At 71.7% G+C, this 23,883-nt stretch carries 24 protein-coding genes; 8 read left to right on the top strand and 16 right to left on the bottom strand.

Annotation, left to right across the window (positions count from 1 at the left end):
- Window positions 1–60 precede the first annotated feature (60 nt).
- A complete protein-coding gene (locus ACGRHY_RS19385) occupies window positions 61–288 on the top strand; it encodes an FmdB family zinc ribbon protein (protein ID WP_394636578.1) in 228 nt (75 codons plus the stop codon).
- A 49-nt stretch (window positions 289–337) separates the two neighbouring features.
- Here the strand turns inward: ACGRHY_RS19385 and ACGRHY_RS19380 are convergent, their stop codons facing one another.
- From ACGRHY_RS19380 to ACGRHY_RS19365, 4 genes are read right to left on the bottom strand one after another with little or no spacing between them, the layout of a single operon-like run.
- Window positions 338–1,009, bottom strand: a complete 672-nt coding sequence (locus ACGRHY_RS19380; protein WP_394636577.1) for an O-methyltransferase — start codon at window positions 1,007–1,009, stop codon at window positions 338–340.
- A gap of 14 nt (window positions 1,010–1,023) precedes the next feature.
- On the bottom strand, window positions 1,024–1,890 hold the full coding sequence (locus ACGRHY_RS19375) for an HAD family hydrolase (protein ID WP_394636576.1): 867 nt from the start codon (window positions 1,888–1,890) through the stop codon (window positions 1,024–1,026).
- Window positions 1,887–4,475 (bottom strand): phosphoribosyltransferase, encoded by a 2,589-nt coding sequence (locus ACGRHY_RS19370; RefSeq protein ID WP_394636575.1) that lies wholly within the window; start codon window positions 4,473–4,475, stop codon window positions 1,887–1,889. The genes ACGRHY_RS19375 and ACGRHY_RS19370 overlap by 4 nt, the downstream gene beginning before the upstream one ends.
- The gene (locus ACGRHY_RS19365) at window positions 4,472–5,644 is read right to left on the bottom strand and encodes an HpcH/HpaI aldolase/citrate lyase family protein (protein WP_394636574.1); all 1,173 of its coding nucleotides are present in this window, start codon (window positions 5,642–5,644) and stop codon (window positions 4,472–4,474) included. The genes ACGRHY_RS19370 and ACGRHY_RS19365 overlap by 4 nt, the downstream gene beginning before the upstream one ends.
- A gap of 180 nt (window positions 5,645–5,824) precedes the next feature.
- Here ACGRHY_RS19365 and ACGRHY_RS19360 point away from each other — a divergent pair, with 180 nt between their 5' ends.
- The gene (locus tag ACGRHY_RS19360; RefSeq protein WP_394636573.1) at window positions 5,825–6,850 is read left to right on the top strand and encodes a TerD family protein; all 1,026 of its coding nucleotides are present in this window, start codon (window positions 5,825–5,827) and stop codon (window positions 6,848–6,850) included.
- A 55-nt stretch (window positions 6,851–6,905) separates the two neighbouring features.
- Here the strand turns inward: ACGRHY_RS19360 and ACGRHY_RS19355 are convergent, their stop codons facing one another.
- The 6 genes from ACGRHY_RS19355 to ACGRHY_RS19330 form a co-directional block, all read right to left on the bottom strand.
- The gene (locus tag ACGRHY_RS19355) at window positions 6,906–7,631 is read right to left on the bottom strand and encodes a Tellurium resistance (RefSeq protein ID WP_394638121.1); all 726 of its coding nucleotides are present in this window, start codon (window positions 7,629–7,631) and stop codon (window positions 6,906–6,908) included.
- Window positions 7,632–7,800: 169 nt separating this feature from the next.
- On the bottom strand, window positions 7,801–8,952 hold the full coding sequence (locus tag ACGRHY_RS19350) for a DUF475 domain-containing protein (protein ID WP_394636572.1): 1,152 nt from the start codon (window positions 8,950–8,952) through the stop codon (window positions 7,801–7,803).
- A 73-nt stretch (window positions 8,953–9,025) separates the two neighbouring features.
- Window positions 9,026–9,604 (bottom strand): TerD family protein, encoded by a 579-nt coding sequence (locus ACGRHY_RS19345; protein ID WP_093848968.1) that lies wholly within the window; start codon window positions 9,602–9,604, stop codon window positions 9,026–9,028.
- Between the two features lie 144 nt (window positions 9,605–9,748).
- Entirely contained in the window at window positions 9,749–10,324 is a 576-nt protein-coding gene (locus ACGRHY_RS19340; protein ID WP_394636571.1) for a TerD family protein, read from the bottom strand.
- A 104-nt stretch (window positions 10,325–10,428) separates the two neighbouring features.
- Window positions 10,429–10,902, bottom strand: coding sequence for a peroxiredoxin (locus ACGRHY_RS19335; protein WP_394636570.1), 474 nt, complete (start codon window positions 10,900–10,902; stop codon window positions 10,429–10,431).
- A 145-nt stretch (window positions 10,903–11,047) separates the two neighbouring features.
- Window positions 11,048–11,488, bottom strand: coding sequence for a DUF3052 domain-containing protein (locus tag ACGRHY_RS19330; RefSeq protein WP_093654740.1), 441 nt, complete (start codon window positions 11,486–11,488; stop codon window positions 11,048–11,050).
- A 421-nt stretch (window positions 11,489–11,909) separates the two neighbouring features.
- Here ACGRHY_RS19330 and aceE point away from each other — a divergent pair, with 421 nt between their 5' ends.
- A complete protein-coding gene (gene aceE / locus ACGRHY_RS19325; protein WP_394636569.1) occupies window positions 11,910–14,642 on the top strand; it encodes a pyruvate dehydrogenase (acetyl-transferring), homodimeric type in 2,733 nt (910 codons plus the stop codon).
- A gap of 92 nt (window positions 14,643–14,734) precedes the next feature.
- Here aceE and ACGRHY_RS19320 read toward each other — a convergent pair whose 3' ends face one another.
- Complete coding sequence (locus ACGRHY_RS19320; RefSeq protein WP_394636568.1) at window positions 14,735–15,025, bottom strand: small hydrophobic protein; 291 nt, start codon at window positions 15,023–15,025, stop codon at window positions 14,735–14,737.
- A 60-nt stretch (window positions 15,026–15,085) separates the two neighbouring features.
- On the opposite strand from ACGRHY_RS19320, the gene ACGRHY_RS19315 reads away from it, so the two are divergent.
- Window positions 15,086–15,892: a potassium channel family protein gene (locus ACGRHY_RS19315; RefSeq protein ID WP_394636567.1), complete on the top strand. Its 807-nt coding sequence runs from the start codon at window positions 15,086–15,088 to the stop codon at window positions 15,890–15,892.
- On the opposite strand, the gene ACGRHY_RS19310 is transcribed toward ACGRHY_RS19315, so the two are convergent.
- Together ACGRHY_RS19310 and ACGRHY_RS19305 are read right to left on the bottom strand one after the other, a co-directional pair.
- Complete coding sequence (locus ACGRHY_RS19310) at window positions 15,873–16,325, bottom strand: peptidase inhibitor family I36 protein (RefSeq protein WP_394636566.1); 453 nt, start codon at window positions 16,323–16,325, stop codon at window positions 15,873–15,875. The two genes, ACGRHY_RS19315 and ACGRHY_RS19310, sit on opposite strands and share 20 nt — an antisense overlap.
- A 142-nt stretch (window positions 16,326–16,467) precedes the next feature.
- Window positions 16,468–18,069 (bottom strand): MFS transporter, encoded by a 1,602-nt coding sequence (locus ACGRHY_RS19305; protein WP_394636565.1) that lies wholly within the window; start codon window positions 18,067–18,069, stop codon window positions 16,468–16,470.
- A gap of 116 nt (window positions 18,070–18,185) precedes the next feature.
- On the opposite strand from ACGRHY_RS19305, the gene ACGRHY_RS19300 reads away from it, so the two are divergent.
- Both ACGRHY_RS19300 and ACGRHY_RS19295 read left to right on the top strand, forming a co-directional pair.
- A complete protein-coding gene (locus ACGRHY_RS19300) occupies window positions 18,186–18,848 on the top strand; it encodes a TetR/AcrR family transcriptional regulator (protein ID WP_394636564.1) in 663 nt (220 codons plus the stop codon).
- A gap of 288 nt (window positions 18,849–19,136) precedes the next feature.
- Window positions 19,137–20,033 carry a DUF4429 domain-containing protein gene (locus ACGRHY_RS19295; RefSeq protein ID WP_394636563.1) on the top strand — a complete coding sequence of 299 codons (897 nt, stop codon included), beginning with the start codon at window positions 19,137–19,139 and terminating at the stop codon, window positions 20,031–20,033.
- A gap of 63 nt (window positions 20,034–20,096) precedes the next feature.
- Here ACGRHY_RS19295 and ACGRHY_RS19290 read toward each other — a convergent pair whose 3' ends face one another.
- Window positions 20,097–20,561: a MerR family transcriptional regulator gene (locus tag ACGRHY_RS19290; protein ID WP_394638120.1), complete on the bottom strand. Its 465-nt coding sequence runs from the start codon at window positions 20,559–20,561 to the stop codon at window positions 20,097–20,099.
- A 133-nt stretch (window positions 20,562–20,694) separates the two neighbouring features.
- Here ACGRHY_RS19290 and ACGRHY_RS19285 point away from each other — a divergent pair, with 133 nt between their 5' ends.
- Both ACGRHY_RS19285 and ACGRHY_RS19280 read left to right on the top strand, forming a co-directional pair.
- The gene (locus tag ACGRHY_RS19285) at window positions 20,695–21,513 is read left to right on the top strand and encodes a serine hydrolase domain-containing protein (protein ID WP_394636562.1); all 819 of its coding nucleotides are present in this window, start codon (window positions 20,695–20,697) and stop codon (window positions 21,511–21,513) included.
- A gap of 77 nt (window positions 21,514–21,590) precedes the next feature.
- On the top strand, window positions 21,591–22,304 hold the full coding sequence (locus ACGRHY_RS19280; RefSeq protein WP_394636561.1) for a type 1 glutamine amidotransferase: 714 nt from the start codon (window positions 21,591–21,593) through the stop codon (window positions 22,302–22,304).
- A gap of 73 nt (window positions 22,305–22,377) precedes the next feature.
- Here the strand turns inward: ACGRHY_RS19280 and ACGRHY_RS19275 are convergent, their stop codons facing one another.
- Both ACGRHY_RS19275 and ACGRHY_RS19270 read right to left on the bottom strand, forming a co-directional pair.
- On the bottom strand, window positions 22,378–22,500 hold the full coding sequence (locus ACGRHY_RS19275; protein ID WP_394636560.1) for a hypothetical protein: 123 nt from the start codon (window positions 22,498–22,500) through the stop codon (window positions 22,378–22,380).
- Between the two features lie 217 nt (window positions 22,501–22,717).
- Window positions 22,718–23,479, bottom strand: coding sequence for a hypothetical protein (locus ACGRHY_RS19270; RefSeq protein WP_394636559.1), 762 nt, complete (start codon window positions 23,477–23,479; stop codon window positions 22,718–22,720).
- Window positions 23,480–23,883: the final 404 nt, after the last annotated feature.

Below are 23,883 nucleotides of genomic sequence, written 5' to 3'. Positions count from 1 at the left end.
CGCCGCGACCGCTGTCCACAGGCTCCCCGCGATCACCGGCCCGCCGCTTATCCTGCTTGCATGCCCCGATACGAGTTCCGCTGCCGCGCCTGCGGCACCACGTTCGAAGTGAACCGCCCGATGGCCGAGTCCGGTGCGCCCGCCAGTTGCCCGGAGGGCCACGGCGACACGGTGAAGCTGCTGTCCACCGTCGCGGTGGGCGGCGCGGCCGCCCGATCCTCCGCCCCGGCGCCGAGCCCTGGTGGCGGCGGAGGCGGAGGGTGCTGCGGGGGCGGCTGCTGCGGCTGAGCGGGAGAGCAGGCGGAAGCGGCCGGCGGGCGGCCCGCCCGAGCGCGGGCTACCGCCTGCGCGCGATGGTCACGCCGTCGGCGACCGTCAGCATGATCGCCTCCGTCCGGTCGTCGGCACGGACGTGGTCGTTGAAGGCACGGATCGCGGCGGCGTTGCCGGTGGCGTCCGGGTCGGCGACCTCGCCGTGGTAGAGCACGTTGTCCGCGACGATCAGCCCGCCCGGCCGCATCCGCGGCACCAGCTCCTCCCAGTAGGCGATGTAGTTGTCCTTGTCGGCGTCGAGGTAGGCCAGGTCGGTCTCCGCTTCGGCGGGCAGGGCGCGCAGCGTGTCCAGGGCCGGGGCGAGGCGCAGGTCGATGCGGTCGGCCACGCCGGCCCTGGTCCAGGCCTCGCGTCCGAGGTCCGTCCACTCGCGTGAGACGTCGCAGGCGATGAGTGTGCCGTCCTCGGGCAGGGCCTGGGCCATGGCGAGTGCGGAGAAACCGGTGAAGGTGCCGACCTCCACGACGCGGCGGGCTCCGGTCAGCCGTACCAGGAAGGCCAGCATCGGGCCCTGCTCCTGGGCCGACTGCAGCCCGGCCCGGCCGGGGAAGCGGGCGTGCGTGGTCTCCACCAGGTCGCGCAGGACGGGATCGAGCGGCGGGTTGTGGTCGAGCACGTACCGGTACAGCTCGGCGGTCTGGAAGGGGCGTTTGTCGCGGGGCGCCGGTGACGTCATGTCCGCATCCTCGCTCAGGCCCGCCCGGTGCGCGCGAGGAACTCCCGCAGCACGCGCTCCCCTGCCGCGACCCCGCGCTCGGGCAGGGCGGTGATGTGCGGGGCGGTCCAGCCCAGGTCGGCCAGCTCCCCGTGACCGGGCCGCCAGCCGGTGTCGGCGGCCAGCAGCAGGTCCGCGTCGAGGAGGGAGTCGCCGGCGGCCAGGACGTGCTCGGCGCCGGTGCGCCGGGCGACCTCGGCGACGGCGGCGCTCTTGGTGAGCGGGCGCGGCACGGCGTAGAGCTTGCGGCCCTGGAGGGAGACCGTCCAGCCGCGCGGCCCGGCCCAGTCGGCCAGTTCCTTGACCCAGGTGCCGGGCAGTTTCTCGCGGTCGACGACGAGGTAGGCGAACAACTCCTCGGCGACGCGCTCCTTGAGCAGCCAGCCGGTGTCGGCGGCTCCCACCATGCGGGCGCGTACCTCTTCCAGCGGTGCGCAGTCGGCGTCCAGGGCACGCCGCACCCGGGCGTGCCAGGCGGGGTCGGACTCGCCGTCCACCATCAGGTGGCCGCCGTTGGCGCAGATCGCGTAGCGCGGGGGCGGGCCCGGCAGGTGGATGCGCCCGTACTGCTCGCGGGTGCGGGTGGTGGTGGGGACGAAGACGGACCGGTCCGCGAGTTCGGCCAGCAGGGTGGCGGCGGCCTCGGTGAGGTACGACAGAGGTCTGGACCGGTAGACCTCCACGCACAGCAGGCGCGGGGCCTCGGCGTCGGGCGTGGTCAGGCCGAGTGCGGCGGCGGAGTAGATGAGGGTGCGGTCCAGGTCGCTGGCGACCAGGGTCGTACGGCGCTCCGGGGTCGCGGGCGCGGGGCCGGTTGCCGGGCGGCTCACCGGGCTGCTCATCGGGCGGCCTTTCCGTCGGCGCCGGTGGCGCCGCGCGTGTAGCGGGGGTGGATGAGGCCGACGCAGGAGTAGGGCAGGTCGTCGGTCTCCTCGACGGGCACGCCGCGCTGCCGGGCGAGCAGCCGGATGTGGTCCAGGTCGGCGCCCGCGCCGCGCCGGGCCAGTACGCGCCAGGGGACGCGGCGCAGCAGCACCCGGGTGGTCTCGCCGACGCCGGGCTTGACGAGGTTGACGTCCCCGATGCCGTACTCCTCGCTGATGCGCTCCACCGCCCTCCAGCCGGCCCAGGTGGGGGCGCGGTCGGCGTTGAGCAGTTCCGCCACGTCCGCGGCCACGTCGGCGCGTACGGCGTCGAAGCGGCTCGCGACGGTGTCCAGGAAGAGGTTGGAGACGTCCGAGCCGGCCAGTTCGCGGTAGTGCTTGGCCCCGTGGAAGTCGTCGGGGCCGACGAGGTCGGCGCGGAGCACGGTGCGCGAGACGAGGCCGGAGACGGTGGAGTTGAGGCAGGCGGAGGGGATGAGGAAGTCCTCGCGGGTGCCGTAGGTGCGCACGCAGCCGCCGGGGTCGGCCAGGACGGCGAGTTCGGGGCTGAAGCCGGGGAAGGGGCGCAGGGCGTCGGCGAGTTCGCGGGTGATGGCGCCCTTGCCCGTCCAGCCGTCGACGAAGACCACGTCGGCCGGGTCGTGATGGGCGGCGAGCCAGCGCACGGCGGTGGTGTCGATGCCGCGGCCGCGGACGATGGAGACGGCGTAGTGCGGTACGTCCAGGCCGTGCACGTGCCGGGCCCAGCGGCGCATCAGCACCCCGACGGGCGTGCCGGCGCGCGCGAGGGAGGCCAGTACCGGACCACCCTCACGACCGCCCCGGCCCTCCCGGTCCCCCGTGCCGCCCCGCTCGGCGAGCAGGGTGTCGGTGACCGCGCCGACGGCGCGGGCGATCCGGTCGGCGGAGGCCTCCAGCGCCTGGTGGAACAGGCGCTGGTACTCCTGGCCGGGCTGGTACTCCACCGGTAGCGACTCGGCGTAGTGCGCCCCGCCGGACTGGATGGCCTCCTCGCGCTCCTCGGTGGGCGCCTCCAGGGTGACACCGGAGAGGTCCTGGAGCAGCCAGCCGACGTCTTCGGCGGCGTAGGAGGAGAAGTGCGGGCCGCGCAGCGGTGCGGGCAGCGGCCGGCGGGAGGGGACGACCGCGAGCAGTACCCGGCCGGTGTGGGCGGCGAGGTGGGCCAGCAGGCCGTCGGGGGCGTGGAGGGCGGGGGTGTCGGCGGCGGAGTCCACGACGGCGACGACGGCGTCGAAGCCCTGGCCCGCGACGTTGTAGGCGTACCGGTCGCCCGGCTGGTCGGGGGTGCCTTCGGCGGGGTCGTCGTGGGCGGGGAAGACCAGGCGGGTGCGGATGGCGTAGCCGGGCTCGTCGACCGCCAGGACGGGCGAGCGGGTGGTGGTGGAGTAGCGGACCTCGGCGCCGGTGGCGCCGGTGAGGGCGCCGGCCAGCCGCAGCGGCGCGTACATCAGCTCCTCGCACCCCAGGACGAGCACCCTGCGCGCACCCTCGGGGAGACGGGCGGCGATCCGGTCGGCCATCGCCGGCAGCGCGGCCTCCAGCCGGGCGCGGTGCGCGGGGGTGAAGCCGTGCCGCCCGCCGTCGGGCAGGCCCGGCGGCCAGTCCAGGTCGACGCGGTGCACCTGCCCCGGGTCGAACCCGGGCGCGGGTCGCGGCGGCGGGCTGTCGTGGGCCTCCACCAGCGCGGCGCCGCGCTCCAGTACGCCGTCGGGGAGTTCTGCGGTGCCGGTGGCCAGGGCCACCACGTCGATACGGACGCCGAGGTCGGCGGTGAACTTCTCCAGCCGGGCCCGGTCCTCCGGTCCGCGCAGGTCGGTCAGCGCCACGATCACGTACCGCTCGCGCGGGAAGGCGCGGTGCAGTGCGGTGATGGTGTTCAGAACGGTGGTGCCGGTGGAGAACTCGTCGTCCACCAGGACCAGCGGCCCGTCTCCGGCCGGCAGCTCCGGATCCTCGGGCAGCAGCAGATGGGAGGTGGCGTGGGAGTGTTCCTCCTCGAAGCCGCCCACCGGCTCCACCCCGGGGACGGCGCGGCGCGTGGAGTGGAGGTAGGGGGCGGTGCCCAGGCCGTCGGCGACGCTGTGGCCGAGGCCGGTGGCGGTCTCGGCGTAGCCGAGGACGACCGCGCGGCCGGCGTCCGCACCCAGCAGCTCGCGAACGCGCCTGCCCAGGTCCAGGCCGGTGCCGTGGACGATGCCGGGGAGCTGGGGGACGTGCTTGCCCAGCACCTGGGAGACCAGCAGGTGCGCCCGGCGGGGGTTGCGCCGCAGGGCCAGGCCGAGCAGGTCGCGCAGGCGCCCCTCCTCCTCGCCGGGCGGGGCCTCCAGCCGTACCTCCAGCCGCTGTGCGACCCACTCGCCGGACCATTCGCCGGGCCCCTGCGCGGGGCCGGGCCCACCGGTCTTCCCCGGTTCCCCGGCCTCCAGCCCGCCCGTGCGCCCGTGCGCGTCCGCCGCCTGCGTCACCCTGCCGTACCCCTCGCCCTGGCCTCGGTCGTGGCCGTCCTCGTTCGTATGACTCATATGCTCCCAGCCGCCAGCAACTCGACGAACCCCACGCCCTCGCGCGCGACGCCGAAGGCCTCGGCCCGCAGCAGGGTGCGCTCGGCCCAGGCGCGGTGCGGCTTCACCTCGTTCATCTTGTTGGTGTACGCGGAACGCAGCACTCCGCCGCCGCAGCGCTCGGGACGCAGTATGTCCGTGGCGTCACTGAACTCCTCGTGGCTGACCACCGACAGGGCGTGGACGGGTGCGACATGGGAGGGGTGGATGCACGTCTTGCCCTGCAGGCCGTTGGCCCGGTCCAGGCCGATCTCGCGCAGCAGTCCGTCCATGTCGTGCTCGATCAGTGCGGCGCGCAGTTCCTCGGCCCGGCCGGTGAACGGACTCTGGCGCAGTTGCGGTTTGAACATCCGCTCCTGGAGCCGGAAGTACTCCCACACGGGTCCGGTGACGGTGAAGCCGGTGCCGTCGGCCCGGCCGAGCATATTGACGACGTCGGCTATCACCGAGGCGACGATCTGCACGTCGTAGGCGGTCATGTCGGGGCTGCGGCGCAGTCCGTAGGCGGAGCAGAAGTCGGTGACGCCCAGGCGGAGCGCCAGGACACGGTCGCGGTACTTGTCGACGGTGCGGGCTATCCCGGTGAGCGTCTCCACCCGCGTCTCCAGGTGCAGGAGGCCGGGGGACTCCAGGACGGGCATGGCGAACAGCCGCCGCCCGCAGTCGGCCTCGGCCGCGGTGAGCGCTTCCAGGAAGGGCAGGCCGCGCTCCTCGGTGAACTTGGGCAGCACGAAACCGGACAGCAGGCGGGTGCCGGGGCCCAGGCGCCGGACCAGGGAGGTGATCTGCGCGGGCTCGCGGACGCGGACGAACAGCAGCGGGGGCTCGGTGGAGCCGACGGCGGGGGCGGAGGCGGCCAGTTCGGCGAGTTGCCGGACCAGGTTCTCCTCGGCGCCGGGCACCTCGGCGTCGTCGATGGAGTCCTCCAGGCAGAGCACCATGGAGACCACACCCCGACGGGCCTGCTTGAGCACATCGTGGGCGAGCCGGGGGCGGGTCGCGGGGCTGTAGAGGGTGGCGCCGAGGGCCACCGACAGCAGATGGCCCGGGGACCGCGCCGAGAACTCGGCCGGTTCCCTGTGGAACAGCTCCCGCCGCACCTGCGGCGAAAGGTGTCCGAAGTGCCGCACAGGACCCCCGTTCCATCACCGGCCCCATGCCTCTCATGAGCGAGATCCGGCCGGTCATCGTAAGCACGCACGTGGCTCAAAAGTTACTCGAACGCATGAACATAGCATTACTTACGCATAAACCCGGGGTGCCGAGGCACCCGCGTTGTACCGGCGGGCCGCGACAGGCAGGATGGCGCTATGACGCACGCGATGCTGAAGGGGTCGAACATCCAGCTCCACGCGACGGCCGTGCGCGCCGTACTGCGCTGGACACCGGGCACGGGCGTCCTCGACGTCGACGCTTCCGCGCTGCTGCTGGGTGCGGACGGGCGTGTGCGCTCCGACGAGGACTTCGTCTTCTACAACCAGCCGCTGCACCCCTCCGGGCTGGTGCGGTACCTGCCCAAGAGGCGCGAGCCGGAGGGGCTGACGGACTCGGTCGAGGTGGACCTCGGCCGTCTCGACCCGTCCGTGGAGCGGGTGATGCTGTCCGCGTCGGCGGACGGCGGCACCTTCGCCGATGTGCGCGATCTGGTACTGCTGGTGGTGGACGACGGCGGCGGTGAGACGGTCGCCCGTTTTGAGATCCGTCCCGAGACGGGCTCGGAGACGGCGCTGATCTGCGGTGAGCTGTACCGGCGCGGGGACGGCTGGAAGTTCCGCGCGCTGGGGCAGGGGTACGACACCGGGCTGGTCGGGCTGGCGACGGACTTCGGCATCTCGGTGGAGGAGACCGAGTCGGCCGCGCCCGGGGAGCCGGGCCAGACGATCCCGCAGCCGCCTCCGGAGCCGGGTTTCCCCCGGCCGGAACCGATGCCCGAGCCCCGCCCCGAGCCGCAGCCGCACCCCGAGCCGCAGCCCGGGCCGAACCCTCCGCCGCCGCGCCCCGTTCCCGGTCCCACGCCCGGGCCGGAGCCGCTGCCCGAGCCGGAGCCGGAGCCGCAGCCACAGCCGCCGCACCCCGGACCGGGGCCTGAGCCGGGTCCGGAACCCCAGCCCGAGCCCGCCGCCGCGTCGCACCCGCCCGCGCCGGTACCGGCCGGGCCGCCCCCGGGGCCTGCCTACGGCTACCCGCAGCCCGCGCCGGGGGTCTCCCCGGCGCAGCCCGCGTACGGCTACCCGCACGTGCCCCCGCCGCCGGCCCGGCCCCCGGCTCACCGGCCCGGCACAACCGACCCGGCCTTCACCCTGCCGCCCCAGGGGCCGCAGTTCGTGGGCCGTTAGCCGGATCGGCCGGTGGGCCTCCCCTCGCGGGGAGGCCCACCGGCCGATCCGCGGGTCACGACCGGTCCGCCTTGTTCTTGTAGCCGCGCCCCCACTGCAGACCCCAGCCGTAGAGCCGGTCGAGCTCCGACTGGAAGCCGTAGACATAGCGCACCTCACGGCGGGCCACCAGCTGGCCCTTGGCGTCGTTCTCGATCAGCACCACCGCGCAGGAGCGGGCCTCGGGCGCCCGTTCGTCGAGGCCGATCTCGATGCGCGGGCCGTTGCTGGGGATCAGTGAGACCACCGCCTGGGTACGGTCGAACGCCGGGGTCCCGTCGTAGATGTAGACGAAGACCAGCAGCCGCTTGATCTTGTCCTTGTGGTCGAGGTTGACGTAGATGGTCTCGCCCGAGGAGCCGCCGAACCGGTCGTCGCCGCTGAGCTTGACGTACGGCGGCGCGTTGATCTCCCCGAGCAGCCCGCCGAGCGGCTGGACGACGCCCTTGGAGCCGTCCTTCAGCTCGTACATGCAGGCCAGATCGAGGTCGACCGTCACCACGCCCCGGGTGTGCCCCTGCACCGGTTCGGGTTTGAACGCCTGGAGCGGGTTGCGCAGCAGGCCGGCGCGCCGCGGCCGCCCGCCGAAGTCGGACGAGCGCATCCGCCAGGAGAGATTGACCTGCAGATGGCCGCTGTCGGCGCCCTGCCGGGTGAGTGAGACCGTCGAGTGCCGCCTGGTCAGCTCCACCGCGTACGTCGACGCGCCGCCGACCGTGTCGAACTTCGGACCTCTGCGCATGCCGCTGCGCCAGTTCTCCCACAGGGAGACCATGACTTCCTACCCCCAACTCCCGAGCGGACCGTCCCATGACCGTGCCATGACCGCGTCTGCGGCACCATGCCGCGGGGGCGGCCACGAGACGTCTCGTGGCCGCCCCCGCACAGAGCGTTCCGCAATCGGACCGCCGTCACACGCCCGAGGGGACTTCCGGCTTCTGCGCCGGGCTGTCTCCCTCACCTCCGTCCCGCACGGCTTCCTTGCGGTTGTGCCGCACCGAGGTCCAGAAGGCGGTGCCGATCAGCGCGACGCCGATGAGGCCGGTGATGACCTCGTTGACGTGCCACCTGATGGTGACCAGCAGCAGGACGCCCAGGGCACCGATGGCGTAGTGGGCGCCGTGCTCCAGGTAGCGGTACTCGTCCAGCGTGCCCTGGCGGACCAGGTAGACGGTGATGGACCGGACGTACATCGCGCCGATGCCCAGGCCGAGCGCGATGACGACCGGGTCGTTGGTGATGGCGAAGGCGCCGATGACGCCGTCGAAGGAGAAGGACGCGTCCAGGACCTCCAGGTAGAGGAACATGAAGAACGCGGCCTTGCCCGCGAGCAGGACGACCGGAGCCTGCTTGCCGGCGCGCCGGGCGGCCTCCTCGGCCTCGTGCTGCTGCTCCTCGTCCTCTTCGATCTTGTTCTCGAAGTGACTGGAGAGGCCGTTGACGATCAGATAGGTGAGCAGACCCGCGATGCCCGCGAGGTAGACCGCCGCGGACTCGTCGGCGTGCCCCTCGTAGAGCACGGCGTGGGTACCCAGGACGGACCCCGAGATCAGCAGGGCGATCAGTGCGACGACCACGCTGAGCCCCTCGACCTGACCGAAGCGGGCCAGCGGGCGCTCGACCACCTTGAGCCAGTGGATGTCGCGCTCCTCGTCGAAGAGGAAGTTGAGGAAGATCATCAGCAGGAACATGCCGCCGAAGGCCGCGATCGACGGGTGGGCGTCGGTGACCAGCTGCTCGTAACGCTCCTGGTCGTTGAGCGCCAGGTCGACCGCCTCGATCGGCCCCAACTGGGCCGAGATGGAGACGATGACGATGGGGAACACCAGGCGCATGCCGAACACGGCGATGAGGATGCCGATGGTGAGGAAGATCTTCTGCCAGAATTCGTTCATCTTCTTCAACACGCCGGCGTTGACGACGGCGTTGTCGAAGGACAACGAGATCTCCAGGATGGAGAGGATCCCCACCAGGGCGAACGCCTCCCACCCCCCGAAGAAGAAGGCGGCGACGAGTCCGGCGGCGGTGACGCCGAAGGACCAGCCGAATGTCCTTAGAACCACTGATTACCCAATCTTCTCTCTGGCGGGAATCCCCCCACGCCGTGGGCGGTGTGGGGCCGCCGCGCGGCCCGCTTTACGAAACGTTTACTCCGAAGTCTAGGGCGATGCCCCGCAGTCCCGACGCATACCCCTGGCCGACGGCCCGGAACTTCCACTCGCCCCCGTACCGGTAGAGCTCTCCGAAGATCATCGCCGTCTCGGAGGAGGCGTCCTCGGTGAGGTCGTAGCGCGCCAGTTCGTTGCCGTCGGCCTGGTTCACCACGCGGATGTAGGCGTCGGTGACCTGGCCGAAGCTCTGCCGCCGGGCCTCGGCGTCGTGGATCGACACCGCGAAGACCACCTTGTCGGCCTGCTGGGGCACCTGGGTCAGGTCCACCAGGATCGTCTCGTCGTCGCCGCCGCCCGTGCCGCCGACCAGCTCGTCGCCCGTGTGCTCGACCGATCCCTCGGGGCTGGTGAGGTTGTTGTAGAAGACGAAGTACTCGTCACCGAGCACCCGGCCGCCCGCGCACAGCAGCGCGCTGGCGTCCAGGTCGAAGTCCGCGCCCGTGGTGGAGCGGGCCTTCCAGCCCAGCCCGATCTGGACCTGGGTCAGGTTCGGTGCGGCCTTGGAGAGGGAGACATTGCCCCCCTTGGCGAGCGTGACGCCCATGTTGCTGTTCCTCTCCCGATGCGATGCGCCCAGTGTTCCCGGAACACCCGGCGCCGCATACCTCCCGGACATGGAAGTCTGCGGCGCCGGAGACTGCCGGGATCGGGTGGAACCGACCGGCGGCAGGAAGTGACCGACAGGTCTTCAGACGTTCACCCCGAAGTCCTGCGCGATGCCGCGCAGGCCGGAGGCGTAGCCCTGGCCGATGGCCCGGAACTTCCACTCGGCACCGTGGCGGTACAGCTCACCGAAGACCATGGCGGTCTCGGTGGAGGCGTCCTCGCTCAGGTCGTAGCGGGCCAGCTCCTTGTTGTCGGCCTGGTTCACCACGCGGATGTAGGCGTTGCGGACCTGGCCGAAGCTCTGCTGGCGGGTCTCGGCCTCGTAGATCGACACCGGGAAGACGATCTTGGCGACCTCCGCGGGCACCCCGGCGAGGTTCACCTTGATGACCTCGTCGTCGCCCTCGCCCTCACCGGTGAGGTTGTCACCGGTGTGCTCCACGGAGCCGTCGGGGCTGGTGAGGTTGTTGAAGAAGACGAAGTGCCGGTCGGAGACGACCTTCCCCTCGGCGCTCGTCAGCAGCGCGCTGGCGTCCAGGTCGAAGTCCGTGCCCGTGGTGGTGCGGGCGTCCCAGCCGAGACCGACGATCACGGCGGTCAGGTTGGGGGCTTCCTTGGTCAGCGAGACGTTGCCGCCCTTGCTGAGGCTGACTCCCACGAGTCCTCCCGTTTGGTCGTATGGAGCACGATGTGCCCCCGTTGCGTGGATGCCGTTCGATAACGAGCCGATCCTAGTGATCGGTTCCCGGCCTTTACACGGCCTTACAGGACACGGCCCTGAAGGCTTTCGAGGGCTTTCGCGTACTCGTTCAGATCACGTGCGTCGGGCAGCGCGTGGACCACCGTCCAGCGCACCACACCCTCCTTGTCGATGATGAAGGTCCCCCGCACCGCGCATCCCTTCTCCTCGTCGAAGACGCCGTACTCGCGCGCGGTGTCGCCGTGCGGCCAGAAGTCCGACAGCAGCGGGTAGTCGAGGCCCTCCTGCTCCGCGAAGACGCGCAGCGTGAACGGGGAGTCACACGAGACGGCCAGGAGCTGGACGTCGTCGTTGACGAAGCGGGGCAGCTCGTCACGCAGGGCGCACAGCTCACCGGTGCACACCCCGGTGAAGGCGAAGGGGTAGAAGAGCAGGACGACGTTCTTCTCGCCCTTGAAGTCCGCGAGCCGCACGGTCTCGCCGTGCTGGTTCCTCAGCTCGAACTCCGGGGCCTTGGTGCCCACCTCGATCGCCATGGACGCGTTCCCTTCGGTGTAAGTGACGTATCCACCCTACGCAGGGCTCCCCCGGTCCCCGAAAAGCGCCGAGCCCCCCGTACGGCGGGCGCCGTACGGGGGGCTCGGCCCGGCCCTCGAGAGGCCGGGAGGGGTCAGTGGTGGGTCACCGCTTGCCGGTGCGGGCGGTCTTCGGGGTGACCAGGCGGTTGCCGGTCCAGTCCTTGCCGGCGTTGACGGTGCTGGTCTGGGCCAGGCCCGCGGTCTGGGCCGCCTCGCCGATCTCGCTCGGCTCGACGTACCCGGGCCGCCCGGTCTTCGGCGTCATCAGCCAGACCGGGGCACCGTCCTCGACCAACGTGATGGCGTCCACCAGCGCGTCCGTCAGGTCGCCGTCATCCTCGCGGAACCACAGCACCACGGCGTCGGCCATGTCGTCGTAGTCCTCGTCGACGAGTTCCTGGCCCGTGATGGCCTCGATTCCCTCGCGGAGGGCCTGCTCGGCGTCGTCGTCGTAACCGAGCTCCTGGACCACCTGCCCGGGCTGGAAACCCAGCCTCGCGGCGGGGTTGGTCCGCTCCTCCGCGTGGTCCGCGGTCGCGCTCACGGATTGCCTCCTGTCATCTTTCGAAAGTAGGTGGTGCCCGCGCGGGCGCGCGGAGCATGTGGGCGTAGTCCACACGGGCTGGACCGATCGCGCAAGTACCCGGCCACTGATCCCGCCCAAACGTTGACGTGTCGCCGCACACCACCTGAACCGCTGTGGCGCACGGCACACCCGTACGCCTATTTTGCCCCAATGAATGGCGAATAAGACTGGGATCGAACGGCCGTGCGCGGACAGCACCCCCCTTGGGCGTAGGGTTGCCGTTCGGCCGACTCACGCCCCGGCCGCACCGGCCCGGGCACCCGGGCGTCTCACGGAGCGGGGTTACCCCTCGGTAGAGATGACGTATCCGCCCCAGCGGTACACGATGGGAGACGGCGCGACATCCCAGCAGAGCAAGACCGAACAGCGAAGGAACAGCGTGGCTTCCGGATCCGATCGCAACCCGATCATCATTGGTGGCCTTCCCAGCCAGGTCCCGGACTTCGATCCCGAGGAGACCCGGGAGTGGCTCGACTCGCTCGACGCCGCCGTCGACGAGCGGGGCCGGGAACGTGCCCGCTACCTGATGCTCCGCCTCATCGAGCGCGCCCGCGAGAAGCGTGTGGCCGTGCCGGAGATGCGCAGCACGGACTACGTCAACACCATCGCGACCAGGGACGAGCCGTTCTTCCCCGGCAACGAGGAGATCGAACGCAAGATCCTCAACGCGACCCGCTGGAACGCGGCCGTGATGGTCTCGCGCGCTCAGCGGCCGGGCATCGGGGTGGGCGGCCACATCGCCACCTTCGCCTCCTCGGCCTCGCTGTACGACGTGGGCTTCAACCATTTCTTCCGCGGCAAGGACGGCGGCGACGGCGGCGACCAGATCTTCTTCCAGGGGCACGCCTCCCCCGGCATCTACGCCCGCGCCTTCATGCTGGACCGGCTCACCGAGGCGCAGCTCGACGGATTCCGCCAGGAGAAGTCGAAGGCGCCCGACGGTCTGTCCAGCTACCCGCACCCGCGGTCGATGCCGGACTTCTGGGAGTTCCCGACGGTCTCCATGGGGCTCGGTCCGATCGGGGCGATCTACCAGGCCCGGATGAACCGCTACATGCAGGCGCGCGGAATCGCCGACACCTCGAACTGCCATGTGTGGGCCTTCCTGGGTGACGGCGAGATGGACGAGCCCGAGTCCCTGGGGCAGCTCTCCCTGGCCGCCCGCGAGGGCCTGGACAACCTGACCTTCGTGGTCAACTGCAACCTCCAGCGGCTCGACGGCCCGGTGCGCGGCAACGGCAAGATCATTCAGGAGCTGGAGTCGGCCTTCCGCGGCGCCGGATGGAACGTGATCAAGGTCATCTGGGACCGTTCCTGGGACCCGCTGCTGGGGCAGGACCGCGACGGCGTGCTGGTCAACAAGCTGAACACCACCCCCGACGGCCAGTTCCAGACGTACGCCACCGAGACCGGCGCGTACATCCGCGAGCACTTCTTCGGCGGCGACCACCGGCTGCGGAAGATGGTCGAGAACATGACCGACGAGCAGATCCTGCACCTGGGACGCGGCGGTCACGACCACCGCAAGGTGTACGCGGCCTACAAGGCGGCCCGGGAGCACAAGGGCCAGCCGACGGTGATCCTGGCGCAGACGGTCAAGGGCTGGACGCTCGGCCCGAACTTCGAGGGCCGCAACGCCACCCACCAGATGAAGAAGCTGACGGTCGAGGACCTCAAGCGCTTCCGCGACCGGCTGCACCTGCCGATCGCCGACAAGGAGCTGGAGTCCGGCCTGCCCCCCTACTACCACCCGGGGCGGGACTCCGAGGAGATCCAGTACATGCACGACCGGCGGCGCGAGCTGGACGGCTTCACGCCCAGGCGCGTGGACCGCTCCAAGCCGCTGGTGCTGCCGGACGACAAGACCTACGCCACGGTGAAGAAGGGCTCCGGCCAGCAGCAGGTCGCCAGCACGATGGCGTTCGTGCGGCTGCTGAAGGACCTGATGCGGGACAAGGAGATCGGCAAGCGGTTCGTGCTGATCGCCCCCGACGAGTACCGCACCTTCGGAATGGACTCGTTCTTCCCCTCGGCCAAGATCTACAACCCGCTGGGCCAGACCTACGAGTCGGTGGACCGCGAGCTGCTGCTGGCGTACAAGGAGTCTCCCAACGGTCAGATGCTGCACGACGGCATCTCCGAGGCCGGGTGCACGGCCTCGCTGATCGCGGCGGGTTCTGCCCACGCCACCCACGGCGAGCCGCTGATCCCGGTCTACGTCTTCTACTCGATGTTCGGGTTCCAGCGCACCGGCGACCAGTTCTGGCAGATGGCCGACCAGCTCGCGCGCGGCTTCGTACTCGGTGCCACCGCCGGCCGCACCACACTGACCGGTGAGGGCCTGCAGCACGCCGACGGCCACTCCCAGCTCCTGGCCTCGACCAACCCGGCCTGCGTCGCCTACGACCCGGCCTTCGGCTTCGAGATCGCCCACATCATGCGGGACGGCCTGCGGCGGATGTACGGCGAGAACGCCGAGGACGTCTTCTACTACCTGACCGTCTACAACGAGCCGATCAGGCAGCCCGCCGAGCCCGAGGGTGTGGACGCCGAGGGCATCGTCAAGGGGCTGTACCGGTACCGGCGGGGCGAGGCCGGGTCGATCCCGGCTCAGATCCTCGCCTCCGGCGTGGCGGTGCCCTGGGCCGTGGAGGCCCAGCGCATCCTCGCCGAGGACTGGAACGTCAGGGCGGACGTCTGGTCGGCCACCTCGTGGAACGAGCTGCGCCGTGAGGCGGTCTCGGTCGAGCGGCACAACCTGCTGCACCCGGAGGAGGAGCAGGGCGTGCCGTACGTGACCCGCAAGCTCCAGGGGACCGAGGGCCCGGCGCTGGCCGTCTCGGACTGGATGCGCTCGGTGCCCGACCAGATCGCCCGCTGGGTGCCGAACCGCTACCAGTCGCTGGGCGCGGACGGTTTCGGCTTCGCCGACACCCGTGGCGCGGCCCGGCGCTTCTTCCACATCGACGCCGAGTCGATCGTCCTGGGCGTGCTCACCGAACTGGCCGGGGAGGGGAAGGTGGACCGCTCGGTGCTCAAGCAGGCCATCGACCGGTACCGGCTGCTCAATGTGGCCGCCGCCGACCCGGGCCCGGCGGGCGGGGACGCCTGATCCCCGGCCGCGGCTGCGACCGCGGATCTTGCTGATGTGTCCGGGCCCCGGCTTCCGAGCCGGGGCCCGGACACATCAGGCGTGCCCCGTCGTCACAGCCACAGCCCCCACGAGCCGGAGGCTGCGAAGAGCCATATCAGGCCGAAGACCGTGTCCAGCGCGCCCAGGACCACGGCAACCACCGCCGCCTTCGACCGGGTGTTCCAGTGTCGTCCCATGGCGAGCCAGCCGCAGACCATCGCGATGGGACCGAGTACGAACCCCATCACGAAGAGCCCGACGACCGCGCAGACCGCACCGATGACGCCGAATGTCGAACGCTCGTCCCCGGTGAGATCACCGCCGCCGCGCCGTTTGCCTTCGAAGTACCGCGTGCCCGTCATCTTCCCTCCCAGGGTCGTCGGACCGGGCCGTGGCTTCGGATACCCCGAGGCCCCCGTACGATGCCGGGCATGGCGGACATACGGGCCAAGGAACGCTGGGAGCGCCGGACGCAGGGACCACTGCTGCTGCTGTCGGTCCTCTTCGCCGTCGCCTATGCCGTACCGATCGTGCGCACGGATCTCGCTCCGTGGGCACGGGACGCGTGCAGGGCTGTGGAATGGGGGGTCTGGGCGGCGTTCGCGCTGGACTACGCGGTACGGCTCCGGCTGGCCCCGCGACGGTGGGACTTCGTGCGCAGCCAGCCGCTCGCGCTGCTGGCCGTACTGCTTCCCCTGCTCCAGCCGCTGCGGCTGCTGCGGCTGATCTCCGCACTGCTGCTGGTCGGGCAGCGGGCCCGGATGGTCTCCCGGGTGCGGGTGACCACCTATGTGGCCGGCTCTTGCCTGGGCTTGCTGGTGTTCGGCTCGCTGGCCGTTCTTGAGGTGGAGCGGGACTCCCCGAACGGCAACATCACGACACTCGGCGACGCGGTGTGGTGGTCCTTCACCACCATGACCACGGTGGGCTACGGCGATCTGGCGCCGACCACCGGCATGGGCCGGCTGCTGGCCATCGGGCTGATGCTCTCCGGGATCGCCCTGCTCGGTGTGGTCACCGCCAACATCGCCGCATGGTTCATCGCCCGGTTCGACGAGGAGGACGCCGCGGAGCAGCAGCAGACGGCGGCGATAGAAGGCCTGACGGCCGAGGTACGTGCCCTGCGGGCGGAGGTCGCGGAACTGCGGGGCGGGTTCACGGGCTCCGGTGGCCCCGGGGACGGGAAGGTGGCGGGTGCTGCGGGCCACGTCAGCTCTCCCAGATCTTGACGGCTCGCACCCGGTAGTCCGTCCGCGGCGCCCAGCTGCCCGACGGATAGGTGTCGAACTCGCCGGTCTCGGCGCACTCCGCGCTCTGGTAGGCCGTGACGGGCCGCCCTGTGCGGTTGGCGAGCGAGGCCGCGGAGGTGCCCTGCGGCAGTGGCACACAGCTCTCGATGTCGGTGTCCGACAGTTCGTGGGTGCGGCGCGGCCCCCCGAAGTCCGCACGCTCCCACAGACACAGCTCCCCGGCCGCACACTCCCCCAGGCGCGGTGCCGGTGCCGGCGCCGCCGCCGACACGGCCGTCTGCGGCGTCAGGGCCGTGAGCACCGCGGCGGTCGCGGTCAGGACCGCGGGCAGTGCGGCCCGGCGGGCCCTGTGGCCACGGTGGGTACGGATGCGGTGGGCGCGGATGCGGCGGGTGCAGTGTACGTGACGCATGTGGGTATCTCCCCCGTGTCGGTCGTTGTGCGATCAGCTTCGGCACGGGTCGGCCGGCCTGCCAAGAGCAGACCGGCCGTTTCACCAGGACGGGTAACAAAGTTGTCCACAACCATCCGGTTGTCCACAGCTTCCCGCCGAGTCAGACATGCATCGAGGGAGCCGTGTCACGCTGGCCGCCCTTGGTGAACAGCGCGACGCCCGCGGCCAGGACGGCCACGATCCCGGCGAGGGTGAAGGCCAGGCCCATGCCGGAGAGGAAGGAGTCGTGCACCACCCGGCCCATGGCCTCGGCCATCTGCTCGGGGGTTCCGTCGGGAGCGGGCGGGGCGATGCCCAGTTCGGCGGCCTCCCCCAGCCGTTCGGCGTCCTGCGGCGGCAGCGGGGGAAGCTGGGCCTCGGCCCACTTCCCGGGCAGGGTCTCGTGCACCCGGGAGGCCATCACCGCGCCCAGGACGGCCGTGCCGAGGCTGCCGCCGACCTGCATGGCGGCCTGCTGGAGACCGCCGGCGACCCCGGCGTGCTCCAGCGGGGCGTTGCCCACGATGACCTCGGTGGCGCCCACCATCACCGGGGCGAGGCCGAGACCGAGGAGGCCGAACCACAGCGACATCTCGAGAGTGCCGGTCCCCCGCTCCAGGGTGGACAGGCCGAACATCGCGATTGCGGTGACCAGCATCGCGCCGACCAGTGGGAGGCGCGGGCCGACCTTGGTGATCAGCCCTCCGGCGACGGGCGAGGCGACGATCATCATCGCGGTCAGCGGCAGCAGGTGCAGTCCACTGTCCACCGGGCTCATCCCGTGCACGTTCTGGAGGTAGAAGGTGACGAAGAAGAGGCCGCCCATGAAACCGAAGGCCATCAGGACCATCAGCACGGTACCCGCCGAGAGCGGGACGGAGCGGAACAGCCCCAGCGGCAGCAGGGGTTCGCCCACCGTGGTCTCCCGGACCAGGAAGGCCAGGAGGGTCAGCGCCGCGATCGACAGGCACCATACCGTCGCGCTGTCGCCCCACCCCCACTCGGGCGCCTTGATGATGCCCCACACCAGGAAGAACATCGCGCCCGACAGCAGGGCGATGCCGGGGACGTCGAAGGACCTGGGTGCGTTCTCCGCCCGGTGGTCCACCAGGATCGCCAGGCACAGGAACACGGCCAGCAGTCCCACCGGGACGTTGACGAAGAAGACCGACTCCCAGCTCACGTGCTCCACCAGCAGGCCGCCGACGATCGGTCCGGCCGCGGTGGAGGCGCCGATGACCGCGCCCCAGACACCGATCGCCATGTTGAGCTTCTCGGCCGGGAAGGCGGCGCGCAGCAGCCCCAGGGCGGCGGGCATCAGCAGGGCGCCGAACAGCCCCTGGAGCACCCGGAAGGCGATGACCATGGTGACGCCCTCGGACAGTCCGATGGCGCCGGAGGTGGCGGCGAAGCCGACGATGCCCGTCAGGAAGGTCTGGCGGTGGCCGAAGCGGTCACCGAGTTTTCCGGCGGTGATCAGTGCGACGGCCAGGGCTAGCAGATAGCCGTTGGTGATCCACTGGACGTCGGCGAGCGAGGCGCCGAGGTCCTGCTGGATGGCCGGGTTGGCGATGGCGACGATGGTGCCGTCCAGGGCGACCATCACCACACCGAGCGCGACGGCGAGGAGGGTCAGCCAGGGGTGGCCGCGCAGCCCGGCACGGCCGGGGGCCGTGTCCGGCCCCGATGCACCGGGGGTGACGGAGACCGTGTTGGAAGTCATGGCCGGGAGCTTAATGTCAGCGACTGACACTTCCGAAGTGATTATGTGCCTGCCGGCTGAAGCCCAGCTCACGGGTAGGGTGACCGGCACCTTTCGAGACGGCAGGAGGTGCCCGGGTGGCCGGACTGCGCGAGCGCAAGAAACAGCGCACCCGGGACGCGCTGGTCCGCACGGCACACGAACTGTTCGCCGCCCAGGGGTACGAGCGCACCACGATCGACGAGATCGCCACCGCCGTGGACGTCTCCCAGCGGACGTTCTTCCGCTACTTCGCCAGCAAGGAGGAGGTCGCCTTCGCCCTCCTGCGGGCGGTCGAGGAGCGTTTCTTCACCGCCGTCGGGGAGCGCCCCGCCGACGAGGCGCCCCTGCAGGTCCTGGGCAACGCGCTCGGTGCCGCCTGGAACGACATCGGTGACGCCATCCAGGAGGTCGTGCCACTCGAGGTCTACATGAGGATGTGGCAGGTCATCGAGACGACCCCCGCCCTGACGGCGGTCCATCTGCGGCACTCCACCGAGCAGGAGGAGCGGCTCGCCGCCGAGATCGCCCGCCGCGCCGGGGTCGATCCCGAGCACGATCCGCGGCCACGGGTACTGGTCGCGGCCTTCGCGGGCGTGCTCCAGCTCGCGGGGCGCCGCTGGGCCACCGGCCGGGACATCACCGTTGAGGGCGCCCGCAGGGTCTTCCGGGAGCACCTCGACCGGCTCGGCCCAGCTCTGGCGGAGGACTGGCGGTCCGCCGGTGGAAGCGGGGAGGGCCTTCCTCCGTGCCGGATGTGACATAGGACGCCCCGCCGCGGTTCACCCGCTCCGGTGACTCCGCGCCCCGGACGACGCCGTCGCCCGGGCCGGCACCTCCCCCCCGCTGCGGCGGCGCGGGCACCGCGGACGCCGAGCCCGCCGGCGAGGGCGCCGCACGGTCACACCGGGGACTCCGGGCCGGGCACCGGGAGCCCCGGCCGACATGAAGGCCTTCGGTACGGGCGCCCGCCACCGGGTGGACGAGGTGTGACGTATGCGGCACGGCGGAGGAGGAAGACTCGGGCGCCGACGCATACGATGACCCGTATGGGTGACGTGCTGGCCGGAATTAACTCCTCCTGGGAGTTCGACACCGACTCCGTGCTCATCCGCTTCGAACGGGGCATCCGCACTCCGAAGCTGTTCCACGTGCTCGGTGAGCGACGCGTCCCCTACGAGGCGCTGAGGTCTGTCGAGCTGGCTCCCGGCACCAGACGGGGCACCGTCGTACTGCGTGCCGAACCGCGCCCTGGCGCCGATCCGCTGATGGAGGCCGCCGCCGGGCAGCTCAGGGAGACCAGCGACCCGTACCGCCTGGTGCTCCCCGCCGAGCACGAGCCCCTGGCCGCCGCCCGGGTCAGCGAGTTGTCCTCCGTGCTCGGCCCCCGGGCGCAGGAGCCGGCCGACCGCCACCTGGTCGCCGCGCCCGCCGCTCCGCTGCAGTTCAAGGCGTACGACGGCAAGGTCTCCTTCGACGGCCGGGCGGTGTCCTTCCGCTGGTTCTGGACCGGAGCCTCCTCCGCGAAGTGGAAGGCGGGCGACCAGTCGTTCCCGGTCGGCGAGTTGCAGGGTCTCCGATGGCGCTCGCCGGAGGTGGTGGGCGGCCATCTGCGGCTGGTCCGCCGCGGCGAGGCGGAGGACCGGGAACGCCCGGAGGCCGACCAGGACCCGGCCGCCGTCGTCTTCGGCCTTGGCTACGGTCTGGTGCACGAGTCGCTGCCGCTGGCGGCCTCGGTGCTGGAGGCGGTACGGGCGGCCGAGCCCGCCCCGGTCCCGGAGGCGGCGGCTCCTGTCCCCCGCGCGGCGGACCCGGTCGCCACGGTCCGGCCCGCCCCTGCCGACATCGCCGACCGCATCCGGCATCTGGGAGAGCTGCACGGGGCCGGGCTGCTCACCGACGAGGAGTTCAGTGTGAAGAAGGCCGAGCTCCTCGCCGAGCTGTGAACCGTGTCGCGCCGAGCCGCGCCGTGGCGGTCCGTTCGCTCCTGTCCCAGCTCGTCCGGCTCCTCAGAACCTCTCCGACGCCCGCCGGGCGTCCGCATAGAAGTCGATCTTGAAGTCGAGGACCGCCAGTGTGCTCCGCAGCTCGTCGATCCTGCGCCTGACGTCCTCGCGGGTCGCGCGCAGCAACTCCTGCCGCTCCTCGAAGGTGTGGTCGCCCGCGCGCACCAGTTCCGCGTAGCGCACCATGTCCGCCACCGGCATCCCCGTCAGGCGCAGCTTGCCGACGAAGGCCAGCCAGTCCAGGTCGCGGTTGGTGAAGCGGCGCTGTCCGGTGTGCGACCGGTCGATGTGCGGCATCAGCCCGATCCGCTCGTACCAGCGCAGGGTGTGGGCGCTCAGACCGGTGATCGCGGCGACCTCGCCGATCGTGTAGCGGTCCCGCCCGTCCGGCCGCGGATGGGGCACGTCGGCCGTCGCGCACGCATCCGCCCGCAGCTCCCCGGTTTCCCCACCGGCGTCCGTGTCCATCCCCGTCTGCACCTGCGTCTGCGTCACGGTCATGGGGGAACGCTACGGAGTTGGAGTGCGCTCCAGGCAAGCGAATAACAGGGGCGAAATCCCGCCACGTCGGCCCACCCCGCCCCACGTTAGGCTCAGGACCATGGACAGCCTGCGCACGATCGAGAACTGGCCGGCCACAACGGCGGCGGCGGCCGTCGTACGCGCCGACGGCACGGTGGCCGGAACGCAAGGCCCCGCCGACCACCGCTTCGCGCTCGCCTCGGTCACCAAGCCGCTGGCGGCGTACGCGGCGCTGATCGCCGTCGAGGAGGGCGCGATCGAGCTGGACGAGCCGGCCGGTCCCGAGGGCTCGACGGTGCGGCACCTGCTCGCCCACGCCTCCGGCCTGGCCTTCGACGAGCACCGCACGATGGCCGCCGCGGGCACCCGCCGGATCTACTCCAACACCGGTTTCGAGGTACTCGGCGACCACATCGCCAAGGCCACCGGCATCCCCTTCCCCGAGTATCTGCGCCAGGCCGTTCTCGTCCCCCTGGGCATGGCCGCCACCGACCTGCCGGGCTCCCCGGCCAAGGACGGCGTCTCCACCCTGGCCGACCTGGTCCGCTTCGCCGCCGAGCTCCAGGCCCCGCGCCTGCTGGATCCGCGCACCGTCGCCGGGGCCACGTCCGTGGTCTTCCCCGGCCTCCCCGGCGTCCTGCCCGGCTACGGCAACCAGAAGCCCAACGACTGGGGCCTGGGCTTCGAGATCCGCGACGGCAAGTCCCCGCACTGGACGGGCGACTCCTCCTCCCCGCGCACTTTCGGCCACTTCGGGCAGGCGGGTACGTTCCTGTGGGTGGACCCGGACGCGGGCGCCGCCTGCGTGGTCCTGGCGGACCGGGCGTTCGGCCCCTGGGCGATCGAGGCATGGCCGCCGTTCACCGACGCGGTACTGGCCGAACTGCGCGGGAACTGAGACACCCCGACCGAAGCGGACCGACACGGACCGGCCGCGGACCGGCCGCCGGCCGACGCGGGAGGAAGGAACGGCACATGGGCGGGCAGCCGCGCGTACTGACGGTGCAGCACACCCCGAACGGCGGGCCGGGCCGCTTCGGGACCTGGCTGGCCGAGGGCGGCCTGGCGCTGGACATCGTCCACGCATACGACGGCGAGCCGTTGCCCGCCCGGACGGACGGCCACCGGGGCGTCCTCGTCCTCGGCGGCGGTTATCTGCCGGACGACGACACGCGCGCCCCCTGGCTCGCCCCCACCCGCGCCCTGGTCGCCGGGGCGCTGGACGGCGGCGTCCCGGTGTTCGGGATCTGCCTGGGCGGCCAGATACTGGCCCAGGTCGCGGGCGGGACGGTCGCGGGGGAGCACGGCGAGCCGGAGGTCGGCAGCACACCGCTGGCGCTGCGGCCCGAGGCGGCGGACGACCCGCTCTTCCGCGGACTGCCCGACCGTACCGCCGCGATCGAGAACCATGTCGACGCCATCACCGAGCTCCCGCCCGGCGCCCGGTGGCTGGCGCAGAGCGAACGGTGCCCGTACCAGGCGTTCGCCGTGGGCGGCCGGGCGTGGGGTACGCAGTTCCACCCCGAGGCGACGGCCGCACAGGTACGGGCGTGGGATCCGAAGCGGCTGCGGCGCCTGGGCTTCGACCCCGCGGAGACCGTACGCCGGGCGGAGGCCGACGAGCCCGCCTCGGCCGGGGTGTGGCGCACGGTCGCCCTCCGCTTCGCCTCGCTCGTACGCGGCGGCTGAGCCTGCGCGGCCTCCCGCCCGGCGAAGTCACGGACACGGTCGCACGCGGCGGTCGCGGATGGGCCGGAAGCCGTCAGGCGGCGTCGGGGTCGCTCCCGCCGGGCCGGTCCCGGCCGTGCAGCAGCAGGAAGAACGTCGACACCGACTCCTGCGAGCCGTACGCGAACCGGTGGCCACACCGCCCAGCGGGTTCCACACGCGCCCGTCGGGCATCCGCACGCCCACCGGCTGCCCGAACCGCTCGCGCTGCCCGGCGTCGAAGTCCACCCATACCGCACCGGCGTGCCGGACCACCACCTCCCCCACGTATCCCCCGACCGGAGCCAGGACCGGGACCGGACCCAGGACCGGGACCGGACCCAGGACCGGCTGCCTCGCACACCGGGGCGGCCGGTCCCGTACCCCCCGTTCCCTCAGCCGGCCGCGACCCCGGCGAGCTTGTCCACCTGCGCGGTGACGACGTCCTGCGGCACCGAAGCGCCCGACGGCGACTTGATGTTCAGCCCCATGAACTGCGCCAGCGACGCCCCGGAGCGCACCACCACGAAGTGCATCGGCACCTCGGTGCCCTCCGCCTCGCCCACCAGTCGCACCGCGACCGCCTCGTCACCGCCCTCGGGCGTCTCGATCTCCTCCACGGCCTTGTAGCGGATCGTCTCCCCGCCGTTGTTGCCCGAGGTGGTGAAACCGTCGCCGCACGCCTCGATCGCCGACCGCACGCCCTCCACCGTCCGGGCCGCGCCGTCGCCGTCGTAGGACAGCAGCGACACCGACACGATCCGCCCGGCCGTCTCCTGCCCCGTCCCGGCGAACCCCTGGGCGGCGAACGCCCGCGCCTCGGGCGTACGTCCGGTGCCGTAGGCGGTCAGGTCGGCCAGCGGCCGGCACTCGTCCCGGTCCGCCTTCGGCGTCACCGACTCCTGGTCGGCGGCGGCGACCTGATAGCCCTTCACCTCGCCCTCGGCGAGCAGCGCCTTCTTCAGCGCCGCCTCGTCGAGGACCGGCCCCGATGCCTTCCCGTCCTGCTTCCCCGCCTCCGTCGACGCACTGCTCCCGCTCCCGGACCGCTTCTCAGCGTCCTTGCCGGAGGCATCGTCCGAACCACCGCACGCCGCCGTGAGCGCCAGCAGCGGCGCCATCGCCGCGGCCGTCAGGAACACTCTGCTCTTGCCCACCAAACCCCCCATTCCCTGTTACCAGTTCACCGTCTCGCACACGTGCGGAGACCCACCGCCGTGGCGGCCCCGCACGATCACCGGCCGCCGCCCGACGGCACATCCGCCGATCCTCGCTCCACGGTCGGCACACGCTGCCACACCTCCGGCAGACCGAACAAGCGCTCACCTTCACCCGCCCGTCCATCCGCGCCGACAGGATCACCGGAACCGCCGGCGGGGCGACCCGGAAGAGCATCGGCTGCTCCTCCAGATGCCCGCTCAGCAGACACCCCGCCACCTCACCCGGCGCCCGGGCCGACACCAACCGGTCGAACATCTTCGGCAGATGCGCGCCCGACTCACCGCACCCGCACCGCAGAGCACCCCAATCGTGACGCGCCGCCTCCATCTGCCACGCCTTC

The sequence above is a fragment of the Streptomyces shinuiensis genome (assembly GCF_043660855.1).
Lineage (GTDB): Bacteria > Actinomycetota > Actinomycetes > Streptomycetales > Streptomycetaceae > Streptomyces.
This window is presented reverse-complemented; position numbering and strand designations above follow the sequence as displayed.